The following is a 10,841-nucleotide window of genomic DNA, read 5'->3' as shown; positions in this document are numbered from 1 at the left end:
GGCTGAATTTCGCGGCCCGCAGTCTCAAGGCCACGGTCCGCACATTCAGCCCGTCCGGCGTTTGAGGACGCGGCCGCAGGCCGCTCCCGCCGCAGGCGGCAACGGCGGTACGTTCTATGGCTTCCCTCCTGGAAGGACCTGGCGTACCGTCGGCGCCCGATCTGATGTGTCGTCAGAGAATTCCGGCTACGGCACCGGACGAGAGGGGAACCCGCGGTGTCCCACATCCAACGCCGTCCCACCCGCCGTACGGGCGCGCTCGCGCTCGCCGCGGCCGTGGCCGGGGGGACGGTCCTGCTGGCCGCACCGGCCGCGCACGCGGACACGGTCGACGTGAACTACCAGTGCAAGACCCCCATCGGCGACAGGAGCGCGGTGTCGCCCATCGACATCAAGGGGGTCGCGAGCGGCGACTCGTACAAGCTCACCATGTCCTTCGAGAAGGGCGTCTCCTCCAGCCCGGTCCCGCTCGGCAAGGGCGCGATGACGCCGAGCGCGGTGATCAAACTGGGCGGCGTGGACAGCGGCACGGTGGACGTCACGGGCCCCGCCAACACCGAGGAGATACCGGCCAACACCCCCATCAAGATCAGTGACTTGTCGGGTACCTACACACCGAAGAAGAGCGGCACGGTCACCTTCACGGCCTCCACGCTGACGATCCTGGCGCTGGGCACCACGACGACGTGCACACCGTCCAACAACCCCAAGCCGTCCCTGAGCCTTGACGTGAAGGCCCCGGGCGACTCGACCGGCGGGTCGTCCGCGGGGTCCACGGGCGGCTCGACGAGTGGCTCGACGGGCTCGTCGACGAGCGGTTCGACGGGCGGTTCGACGAGCGGGGCATCGACCGGAGGGTCCAACTCCGGTGGCTCGACGGGTACGACCGGAGGTTCCGGTTCCAGCTCTACGGGTGGCGGGCAGCTGCCGCAGACCGGGCCGTCGGACTCGGCGGTGGCACTCGGCACGCTAGGCGGGACGGTGCTCCTGGCAGGCGTCGCGGGCACCCTGTGGCTGACCCGGCGTCGCCGTGCGGATGCCCGCTAGGCGGTGGCCCGCGGTCCGCGCCGTTCTGGTGCTGATGCTGGTCCTGCTCGCGGCCGGGTGGACACCCGCCGCGGCGGAGGAGTCGCCGTGGACCGCCGTGCCCGCCCCCGCGGGAAAGGACGCCCCGCGGGCGGGGGAGCGGTCCGGGTTCTACCTGGAGGGCGGGCCGGGGACCGTGTTCGAGGACAAGGTGGCCGTGCTCAACCCCGGGGACCGGCCGCGCTCGCTCGACGTACGGGGGGACGGGCCGTGGATCGCCCTCGCCGCGCGGCAGGTACGGGTGCCGCCCCGCACCCGCGCGGACGTCCCGTTCACCGTGACGGTGCCGAGCGGCGCCGAGCCGGGTGACCACTCCGGGGCCCTCGTGGTCAGCGGGGAGGGGCGGCGGACGCGCGTACGGCTGACCCTGCGGGTCACCGGCCCGCCAGCGCTCCCGGCGCTCGCCGTCGAACACCTCCGGGTCAGCAGGGCGGGCGGCGGCGCCGTCATCCGGTACGCACTGGTCAACCGCGGCAACACCGCGCTCTCCCCGCACCTGACCATCCGCGCGGACGGCCTCTTCGGCACGGTCCTGCGCCGTACGGCCGGGGACGTCCCCGCGGCGCTGCCGCCGGGCCGGAGCGTACGGCTGGCCGAGCGGTGGCCGGACGCGCCCCGCCTGGACTCCGTGCGCGTCCACGTCACGGCCACGGCGCCCGGCGCCGTCCGCGCGACCGCGTCCCGCTCGTACACGCCCCTCGTGTGGGTGCTGCCCGTCCTGGGCGGGGGCGCGCTGCTCCTCGCGGGCGCGGTGGCCCTGGTCGTACGCCGCCTCCGGCGCGCCCGCGCGGGAGCGGCGGCGTGAACCGCCCGGCCGCCCGCGCCGCCGGGACCGGGGCCCTGCCGGTCCTGCTGCTGGCCCTGCTGTTCGTCCTGCTCCCGGCCTGGCGGGCGGCGGGCGCCGAGGGGCCCGCCCTGCGGCTCGACCGGGCGGAGGCGGGCAAGGGCGGCAGTGTCACCGTGAGCGGCACCGGGTGGGCGCCCCGGACCCTGCTCACCCTGCTCATCTGCGGCCAGAACATGATCGGCGGCACGAACGCGTGCGCCAACGCCGACGGCCGCACCGCGACCACCGGCGGCGACGGCGCCTTCAGCGCGGAACTCCCGGTCGCCGAGCCGCCCAAGCCGTGCCCCTGTGTGGTGCACGTGGCGACGGCCACGGGCGATCTGGCGGCCGTCGACACCGCCTTCTCCGTGGCCGGGCACCCGGTCGCACCACTGCCGTCGCAGGACGGCGCCGAGCGGCTCGGTGTGCTCGGGGCGCGGCTGGAGGGTTCGAGCGGGGTGCTCACGTGGTTCGGGGCGCCGCCCCGCCGCCGTCTCGTCGTGACCGTCGGCAACCTGGGCTCCGGCCCGGCGCGCGATCCCGTCTTCCGGGTCGGCACCTCGCAGGGCGTGCTGGCCCCCTCATGGGAGAAACAGCCGTGGCGGGGGACGATCGCGGCCGGGGGCCGGGCCCGCCTCGCCCTGGACGTGGAACTGTCGGCCGGGGCACACGGCGACTACCTGGTCTCGCTGGAGTACGGCGACAAGGTGCTGGTGGAGGAGCCGTGGCAGGTGGGGCGGCCGTGGGGGGTGACGCTCTTCTGGGTACTGCTGGGCGTGGTGGTGTCGGTGGGAGTCTTCCGCCTGGGAATGACAACGATCGACCACCTGCACCCACCACCGGCCGCTGCCGCCCCGGAGGCCACCCCGCACGCTGGCCGGGAGGCCGGTCCGCACGCCGACCCGGAGGCCGGAGCGGGGGACCCGGCGTGAAGGCGTGGGTTCCGGTTGGGCCGTAGAACAAAGCGCCCCCGGGAAAACGGAGTGCCCTCGGTGCGATATGCGCACCGAGGGCACTCCGTGTAACTGACCGTTACCGATGCAGTCGCATCAGCGGACATCACCCATCAGGGCCACGATCTTCTTGCGGTTCAGCCAGATCGCCGCACCCGCCAGCAGGGCGACGACCGCCTCGCCGAGGATCACGCCGGTGCTGTCGAGGTTCGCACCCGCCGTGATCAGCAGGGTCATGGTGCAGTCGCCCGCGGTGACCGCGAGGAACCAGACACCCATCATCTGGCTGGCGTACTTCTGCGGCGCCATCTTCGTGGTCAGCGACAGACCCACCGGGGACAGGCACAGCTCGCCCACGGTCTGGAGACCGTAGATCCCGATCAGCCACGCCGGGTTGACCTTCGTACCGTCCGAGGCCATCGACATCGGGAGCGCGAAGAGGACGAACGACAGACCGGCGAAGACCATCGCCGCGGCGAACTTCACCGTGGTGCTGGGCTCGCTCTTGCGGCGGGCGAGCGCCAGCCACATCGCGGCGAAGACCGGCGCCAGGAGCACGACCCACGTGGAGTTGACCGACTGGAACCAGGTGGACGGGAAGTTGAAGCCGAAGACGCTGTCCGCGGTCTTCTTCTCGGCGAAGGTCGACATCGTCGAACCGGCCTGGTCGAAGATCATCCAGAACACGGCGGCGGCGACGAAGAACCAGATGTAGCCGCTGACCTTGGTCTGCTCGGTGTCCGACAGCTCCTTGTCGCGCTTGATGCGCGCCAGGACGAAGATCGGGATGAACAGGCCGAGCAGCGCGATCGGGACCAGGGCCCAGTTGATCGTGAAGACGCCGGTGCCGATCACGATGCCGTAGAAGACGGCGGCGACGGCGAGCCAGATCAGGCCCTTCTTGAGCCACATGTTGCGCTCGGCGACCGTCAGCGGCGTCGGGACCTGGCTGCTCTTCGGGTCCAGGTTGCGGGTGCCCAGCAGGAAGAACAGCAGGCCGAGGGCCATGCCGACGGCGGCGATGGCGAAGCCCAGGTGCCAGCTGACCTTCTGGCCGACGGTGCCGATGACCAACGGGGCGGCGAAGGCGCCGATGTTGATGCCGATGTAGAAGAGGGTGAAGCCACCGTCACGGCGCGGGTCCTGCGGACCCTTGTAGAGGTGGCCGACCATCGTGGAGATGTTGGCCTTCAGCAGACCCGAGCCGATCGCCACCAGCGCGAGGCCGGCGAAGAAGGTCGGCTTGCCGGGGAGGGCCAGGACTCCGTGGCCCGCCACGATGACGCTCGCCGCGATGGCCACCGTCTTGCGGGGGCCCCAGACGCGGTCGCCGAACCAGCCGCCCGGCATGGCGAGCAGGTAGACCATCGCCACGTAGACCGAGTAGATGGCCACCGAGGTGGCCTGCGGCATCGCCAGACCGCCGCCCTGGCTGCCGGGCTTGGCGTCCGGGCCGCCGGCGATCAGATAGACGACGAGCAGGGCCCGCATGCCGTAGTAGGAGAACCTCTCCCACATCTCGGTCATGAAGAGAATGGCCAGGCCGCGGGGGTGGCCGAGGAAGGTCTTTTCGCTGCCTGCGGCAGGAGATGTCTCCTGCGAGGAAGCGCCCTTCGTCAGGCTGGACGCCATGGTGATCCTTGTGTCTCGGGACGCGCGTGGTGGAGCACGTGCGCGCCCGGGTGGGGGTTGGCCGGCACCGGCTACTGCACTGCCCGCCCCCACGCCCTAGGGGTTCGGCCCCTCTTCCGAGGAGCCGGCAGGACAGCCGTACGCCGGGATCCACGCCCCCGCGCATCTTCGCGCGGCGGACCCGGCCGACAGGTCATTCACTGTTTTTCAGAGCTACCCGGGGCAGCCCCGTGCACAACAGAGACCTTCGGCGCGGTTGTCGTCGTGTCGAAGGTCCCCCGGTAGTGCTACAGACGTCTGGTCACCATACGTCACACCCCGCCCGGAAAAGGAAGGAGTTGAGATATGGATCACAGGCGGAGCTGGAACCATCCGCATACGTTCGAAGGTGAGTTTGGTGTTGGAGAAGTGTTGCCCTCGGTAGCTCTGAGTGCACCTCTGACGTGCGCCCGAGCGGACTACCATCAGTCCATGACCCGAGTACTGCTCGCCGAGGATGACGCATCCATCTCGGAGCCGCTCGCGCGCGCCCTGCGCCGAGAGGGCTATGAGGTGGAGGTGCGCGAAGACGGTCCCACGGCGCTCGACGCCGGCCTCAAGGGAGGGGTGGACCTGCTCGTCCTCGACCTCGGGCTGCCCGGCATGGACGGCCTGGAGGTCTGTCGTCGGCTGCGCACCGAAGGCCATGGCTTCCCCGTGCTGGTCCTCACCGCCCGCGCCGACGAGGTGGACACCGTGGTCGGCCTGGACGCCGGCGCCGACGACTACGTCACCAAGCCCTTCCGGCTCGCCGAGCTGCTGGCCCGCGTCCGGGCCCTGCTGCGCCGCGGCGCCGTCGAGTCCCACCAGCAGCCGCCCGCGACCCACGGCGTACGGATCGACGTCGAGTCGCACCGCGCCTGGATGGGCGACGAGGAACTCCAGCTCACCGCGAAGGAGTTCGACCTGCTCCGGGTGCTGGTGCGGGACGCCGGCCGGGTCGTCACCCGTGACCAGCTGATGCGCGAGGTCTGGGACACCACCTGGTGGTCCTCCACCAAGACCCTCGACATGCACATCTCGTGGCTCCGCAAGAAGCTCGGGGACGACGCCGCCAACCCGCGTTACATCGCCACCGTCCGCGGCGTCGGATTCCGCTTCGAGAAGAGCTGAGCCGAGCCGCCCCAGGGCCCCTGCCGGGCTGCTTTCGTTCCACCTGCCCGGAGGGCACCGTGCGCCGCCGACTGATCAATTCCACGCTCGCCGTCGTGCTCGTCGTGATCGCCGTGTTCGGGATCTCGCTCGTCATCGTCGAGACCCGCACGATCGAGAGCAGCGCGCAGGAGAGCGTGCAGTCCGAGGCGGTGCGCCTGGAGAGCATCGTCGAGAGCCGGCTGGCCGGGAACGAGCGGGTGGAGTCGGGGATCCTGCGCGAGCAGATCACCCCCGAGCGCTACGCCCGCATCGAGATCCCCGGCCGTCCGGTCATCGAGATCGGCACCCGGCCCGAGGGCGGCATCATCTCCGCGACCCAGCGCGGCGGGCAGGGCGAGGTCGTACGGGTCGAGGAGTCCCGCTCCACGGTCAGCCGCGAGGTCGGCCGCACCCTGCTGGTGATCCTCGCGGTGGCCCTGCTGGCCGTGGTCGCCGCGGTCTTCCTGGCCGTACGGCAGGCGAACCGGCTCACCGCGCCGCTCACCGACCTCGCCGAGACGGCCGAGCGGCTCGGCTCCGGCGACCCCCGGCCCCGGCACCGCCGCTACGGCGTGCCCGAACTGGACCGCGTCGCCGACGTCCTGGACGCGAGCGCCGAGCGGATCGCCCGGATGCTCACCGCCGAGCGCAGGCTCGCCGCGGACGCCTCGCACCAGCTGCGCACGCCCCTGACGGCACTGTCGATGCGGCTGGAGGAGATCACGCTCACCGACGACCCGGACACGGTCAAGGAGGAGGCGACGATCGCCCTCACCCAGGTGGAGCGGCTCACCGACGTCGTCCAGCGGCTGCTCACCAACTCCCGTGACCCCAAGTCCAGCTCGGCGGTCACCTTCGACCTGGACGAGGTCGTCAAGCAGCAGATCGAGGAGTGGCGGCCCGCCTCGCGCAGCGAGGGGCGCGCCATCGTGCGCTCCGGCAAGCAGGGCCTGCGGGCCGTCGGCACACCGGGCGCCGTCTCCCAGGTGCTCGCCACGCTCATCGAGAACTCGCTGATGCACGGCGACGGCACCGTCGCCCTGCGCACCCGCGTCACCGGCAACCAGGCCGTCGTGGAGGTCACCGACGAGGGGCCCGGCGTGCCGCCGGACCTCGGGGCGCGCGTCTTCGAGCGGACGGTCAGCGGGCGGAACTCGACGGGCCTGGGCCTCGCGGTGGCCCGTGACCTCGCGGAGGCGGACGGCGGCCGCCTCGAACTCCTCCAGGCGAACCCCCCGGTCTTCGCCCTCTTCCTCGGCCGCGAGTCCGACCACCCGGACCCGGCCGACGAGCCGCGCTGACGCGGCGGCGGTCCGACGAGGGGGCCACTGGGCGGTCTTGCCGGAGTGCGATGCGGTACCGCGCCCCGTAAGGGGCGCCGGGAAGCGCTGCGGCTCCGCCGCGTGGGCGCGACCGGCCGTCGACGACCCGTGGCCGGACGACTGCACTTCCGGCGGAGCGCTCAGGCCTCGGCCCGCGCCGGAGGCGAATCGGCCAGGAACGACTCCGCCGCCTCCACCGCGTCACGCGCGGGCAGTGCCCGGAACACCCACGTCCGGTACGACCAGAAGCGGAAGACCGTCCCTATCCCCAGCCCCACCACGTTCTTCGCGATGTTGTTGGCGAAGGACGACGTGAAGCCCAGGCCGTAGTAGGAGATCGCCAGGATGCCGTTCTCGATCACGAGACCGGCGCCGCTGAAGAGCAGGAACAGCGTCAGCTCCCGGCTCCGTCGGCTGTTGTCGCAGTCGCGGTACGTCCAGTACCGGTTGCCCACGTAGTTCGCGGCGATGGCGACGGCGGTCGCGATCACGCCCGACCGCACCACGGCCAGGTGCAGCCCGTGCCAGCAGATGTTGAAGACGATGAGGTTGACCACGAACCCGATGGCCCCGACCGCGCCGAACTTCGCGATCTCGCGGGCCAGCCGCTCCAGCCGGGAACGCATGGCGTGCCGTGGACTCATAAAGATCGTCAGGCTCCGTTGATGGGGGCTTTACGGGACGTGGGACAGCTTTCATGCTATCCAGCGGCTCCGCCGGCCGATGGACGGAGTCGATGAACGAGAGGCGAACGCGGGCCATATCGGCCATCGGCCGCCACCTCGACATCCGCCTCGGCATCTTGGACGATCCTCCAATTAGGGTCAGGGGTGGTTCGCGCGTACGGATACCCTGGGGGCGTGACGTTCCCGGTAGTCGGCATGGTCGGTGGCGGTCAGCTCGCCCGTATGACCCACGAGGCGGGCATCCCCCTCGGCATCAAGTTCAAGCTGCTCAGTGACACCCCGCAGGACTCGGCGGCCCAGGCGGTCGGCGAAGTCGTCATCGGCGACTATCGCGACCTGGAGATCCTTCGTGCTTTCGCACAAGGCTGCGATGTGATCACCTTCGATCACGAGCACGTTCCGACCGAGCACCTACGGGCCCTGGAGGCCGACGGAATTCCCGTCCGCCCAGGGCCCGACGCATTGGTGCACGCCCAGGACAAGGGCGTCATGCGGGCGAAGCTCGACGCGATCGGGGTGCTGTGCCCCCGGCACCGCATCGTCGAGGACCCGGCCGACGTCGAGCGGTTCGCCGCCGAGGGCGCCGGATTCCCCGTTGTCCTGAAGACGGTGCGCGGAGGTTATGACGGAAAGGGGGTTTGGATCGTCCGCACCGCAGAAGAGGCGGGTGAACCCTTCCGTGCCGGAGTGCCCGTGCTCGCCGAGGAGAAGGTCGACTTCGTCCGTGAGCTCGCCGCCAATGTCGTCCGCTCCCCGCACGGCCAGGCCGTCTCCTACCCCGTCGTCGAGTCCGTCCAGGTCGACGGCGTCTGCGACACCGTCATCGCCCCCGCGCCCGGCCTCCCCGAGGCGCTCTCCGCGCACGCGCAGCAGCTCGCCCTCAAGATCGCCAAGGAGCTCGGGGTCGTCGGCCACCTCGCCGTCGAGCTCTTCGAGGTCCGGGACGCGGACGGCAACCCCGCCGTCCTCGTGAACGAGCTGGCCATGCGCCCGCACAACTCCGGCCACTGGACCCAGGACGGCGCGATCACCTCGCAGTTCGCCAACCACGTGCGCGCCGTGCTCGACCTCCCGCTCGGCGACCCGCGCCCGCGCGCCAAGTGGACGGTCATGGCCAACGTCCTCGGCGGCGACTACCCCGACATGTACTCGGCCTATCTCCATTGCATGGCGCGGGACCCCGGCCTGAAGATCCATATGTACGGCAAGGACGTGAAGCCCGGCCGCAAGGTCGGACACGTCAACACCTACGGCGACGACCTGGACGACGTGCGCGAGCGCGCCGCCCATGCCGCCGGATACCTGCGAGGAACGATCACCGAATGACTCACGGCTCCCCCCTGGTCGGCATCGTCATGGGTTCCGATTCCGACTGGCCCGTCATGGAGGCCGCAGCCAAGGCCCTCGCCGAATTCGACATCCCCTACGAGGTCGACGTCGTCTCCGCGCACCGGATGCCGCGCGAGATGATCACCTACGGGGAACAGGCCGCGGACCGCGGGCTCAAGGCGGTCATCGCGGGCGCCGGGGGAGCGGCCCACCTGCCCGGAATGCTGGCCTCCGTCACCCCGCTGCCGGTGATCGGCGTGCCCGTCCCCCTGAAGTACCTCGACGGCATGGACTCCCTGCTGTCCATCGTGCAGATGCCCGCCGGGGTCCCCGTCGCCACCGTGTCCGTCGCGGGCGCCCGCAACGCCGGGCTGCTCGCCGTCCGGATGCTCGCCGCGCACGACGACGAACTCCGGGACCGGATGCGCCGCTTCCAGGACGAGCTCAACGAGCAGGCGACCGAGAAGGGCCGGCGGCTGCGCAGCAAGGCCGCGGGCAACGACGGATTCGGCTTCGGGAAGTGAGCGCGGTGCCCGACCACCTTGCCCGCGCCCGCGAACTGCTCGCCGCGCACCCCGTCGTCGACGGCCACAACGACCTGCCGTGGGCGCTGCGCGAACAGGTCCGCTACGACCTCGACCGCCGCGACCTCGCCACCGACCAGAGCGCCGCCCTCCACACCGACCTGCCCCGGCTGCGGGCCGGCGGCGTCGGCGCGCAGTTCTGGTCCGTCTACGTCCGCTCCACCCTGACCGGCGACGAGGCCGTCAGCGCCACCCTCGAACAGATCGACGTCGTACGGCAGCTGGCCGCCCGCTACCCCGCGGAGCTGCGGCTCGCGTACACCGCGGACGACATGGAGGCGGCGCGCGCGGAAGGCCGCATCGCCTCGCTGATGGGCGCCGAGGGCGGCCACAGCATCAACAACTCCCTCGCCACGCTGCGCGCCCTGCACCGGCTCGGCGTCCGCTATCTGACGCTCACCCACAACACCAATGTCCCGTGGGCCGATTCGGCGACCGACGAGCCCGTCGCCGGCGGACTGACCCGCTTCGGCGAGGAGGTCGTGCGCGAGATGAACCGCGTCGGCATGCTCGTCGACCTCTCGCACGTCTCCGCCGACACCATGCGGGACGCCCTGCGGGTCAGCGAGGCGCCGGTGCTCTTCTCGCACTCCTCGGCGCGCGCCGTCTGTGACCACCCGCGCAATGTGCCGGACGACGTCCTGGCGGCGCTGTCCGCCAACGGCGGCGTGGCCATGGCCACCTTCGTCCCGAAGTTCATCCTGCCCGCGGCCGTCGAATGGACCCGCGACGCCGAGGCGAACATGCGCGCCCACGGCTTCGACGCCCTCGCGCACACGCCCGAGGCGATGGAGGTGCACCACGCCTACGAAGCCGCCCACCCGCGGCCGCTCGCGGACGTGACGACCGTCGCGGACCACCTCGACCACATGCGCGAGGTCGCCGGCGTCGACCACATCGGCATCGGCGGCGACTACGACGGCACCGCCTTCACCCCGGAGGGCCTGCGGGACGTCTCGGGCTACCCGAACCTGATCGCGGAACTCCTCCGGCGCGGGTGGTCCGACGCGGATCTCGCGAAGCTGACGTGGCGCAACGCGGTGCGCGTCCTGAGAGCCGCGGAATCGGTGGCGACAGCCACCACCCGCCCCCCGTCGAACGCGACACTCCACTCCCTGGACGGCTAGCCACCCCGGCAACACGGCTTCGCCGCGTTGTCCTCAAACGCCGGACGGGCTGAATTTCCCCCGGTGTCCTGGAACACCTGCATATTGGCCACCAGCTTCCCGATGTCGTTCTGCGAGTTGCTG

Annotated in this window: 10 protein-coding genes; 8 read left to right on the top strand and 2 right to left on the bottom strand. The window is 71.3% G+C overall.

Features of this window, described 5'->3' with window-relative positions:
• Nucleotides 1–216 precede the first annotated feature (216 nt).
• The 3 genes from ACWD4A_RS34005 to ACWD4A_RS33995 are packed head-to-tail and all read left to right on the top strand — an operon-like array spanning nt 217 to nt 2,844.
• Nucleotides 217–1,047 (top strand): LPXTG cell wall anchor domain-containing protein, encoded by an 831-nt coding sequence (locus ACWD4A_RS34005; protein ID WP_451200090.1) that lies wholly within the window; start codon nt 217–219, stop codon nt 1,045–1,047.
• The gene (locus ACWD4A_RS34000) at nt 1,037–1,891 is read left to right on the top strand and encodes a COG1470 family protein (RefSeq protein WP_451200087.1); all 855 of its coding nucleotides are present in this window, start codon (nt 1,037–1,039) and stop codon (nt 1,889–1,891) included. Before ACWD4A_RS34005 ends, ACWD4A_RS34000 begins: the two co-directional genes overlap by 11 nt.
• Complete coding sequence (locus tag ACWD4A_RS33995) at nt 1,888–2,844, top strand: neocarzinostatin apoprotein domain-containing protein (RefSeq protein WP_451200084.1); 957 nt, start codon at nt 1,888–1,890, stop codon at nt 2,842–2,844. Before ACWD4A_RS34000 ends, ACWD4A_RS33995 begins: the two co-directional genes overlap by 4 nt.
• A gap of 117 nt (nt 2,845–2,961) precedes the next feature.
• On the opposite strand, the gene ACWD4A_RS33990 is transcribed toward ACWD4A_RS33995, so the two are convergent.
• The gene (locus tag ACWD4A_RS33990) at nt 2,962–4,497 is read right to left on the bottom strand and encodes a peptide MFS transporter (RefSeq protein ID WP_451200081.1); all 1,536 of its coding nucleotides are present in this window, start codon (nt 4,495–4,497) and stop codon (nt 2,962–2,964) included.
• A 471-nt stretch (nt 4,498–4,968) separates the two neighbouring features.
• Here ACWD4A_RS33990 and ACWD4A_RS33985 point away from each other — a divergent pair, with 471 nt between their 5' ends.
• Together ACWD4A_RS33985 and ACWD4A_RS33980 are read left to right on the top strand one after the other, a co-directional pair.
• Nucleotides 4,969–5,649 (top strand): response regulator transcription factor, encoded by a 681-nt coding sequence (locus ACWD4A_RS33985; protein WP_121800295.1) that lies wholly within the window; start codon nt 4,969–4,971, stop codon nt 5,647–5,649.
• 59 nt (nt 5,650–5,708) lie between these two features.
• Nucleotides 5,709–6,971, top strand: coding sequence for an ATP-binding protein (locus ACWD4A_RS33980; protein WP_451200078.1), 1,263 nt, complete (start codon nt 5,709–5,711; stop codon nt 6,969–6,971).
• Between the two features lie 161 nt (nt 6,972–7,132).
• On the opposite strand, the gene ACWD4A_RS33975 is transcribed toward ACWD4A_RS33980, so the two are convergent.
• The gene (locus ACWD4A_RS33975) at nt 7,133–7,636 is read right to left on the bottom strand and encodes a GtrA family protein (protein ID WP_451200076.1); all 504 of its coding nucleotides are present in this window, start codon (nt 7,634–7,636) and stop codon (nt 7,133–7,135) included.
• A gap of 216 nt (nt 7,637–7,852) precedes the next feature.
• On the opposite strand from ACWD4A_RS33975, the gene ACWD4A_RS33970 reads away from it, so the two are divergent.
• From ACWD4A_RS33970 to ACWD4A_RS33960, 3 genes are read left to right on the top strand one after another with little or no spacing between them, the layout of a single operon-like run.
• A complete protein-coding gene (locus tag ACWD4A_RS33970; RefSeq protein WP_451200073.1) occupies nt 7,853–9,004 on the top strand; it encodes a 5-(carboxyamino)imidazole ribonucleotide synthase in 1,152 nt (383 codons plus the stop codon).
• Entirely contained in the window at nt 9,001–9,531 is a 531-nt protein-coding gene (purE, locus tag ACWD4A_RS33965) for a 5-(carboxyamino)imidazole ribonucleotide mutase (RefSeq protein WP_451200070.1), read from the top strand. The genes ACWD4A_RS33970 and purE overlap by 4 nt, the downstream gene beginning before the upstream one ends.
• Nucleotides 9,532–9,536: 5 nt before the next feature.
• Nucleotides 9,537–10,718, top strand: coding sequence for a dipeptidase (locus ACWD4A_RS33960; RefSeq protein WP_451200067.1), 1,182 nt, complete (start codon nt 9,537–9,539; stop codon nt 10,716–10,718).
• The last annotated feature ends 123 nt before the right edge of the window (nt 10,719–10,841 follow it).

The sequence above is a fragment of the Streptomyces sp. NPDC002537 genome (assembly GCF_053594975.1).
Note: the sequence above shows the minus strand (reverse complement) of the source record. Positions and strands in the feature narration are given on the sequence as shown.

Excerpts from the sequence above, each read along its gene's own strand:
- ACWD4A_RS33975 (WP_451200076.1), bottom strand. The coding sequence starts at position 7,636 with ATGAGTCCACGGCACGCCATGCGTTCCCGGCTGGAGCGGCTGGCCCGC.
- ACWD4A_RS33990 (WP_451200081.1), bottom strand. The coding sequence starts at position 4,497 with ATGGCGTCCAGCCTGACGAAGGGCGCTTCCTCGCAGGAGACATCTCCT.
- ACWD4A_RS34000 (WP_451200087.1), top strand. The coding sequence starts at position 1,037 with ATGCCCGCTAGGCGGTGGCCCGCGGTCCGCGCCGTTCTGGTGCTGATG.
- ACWD4A_RS33985 (WP_121800295.1), top strand. The coding sequence starts at position 4,969 with ATGACCCGAGTACTGCTCGCCGAGGATGACGCATCCATCTCGGAGCCG.
- purE (WP_451200070.1), top strand. The coding sequence starts at position 9,001 with ATGACTCACGGCTCCCCCCTGGTCGGCATCGTCATGGGTTCCGATTCC.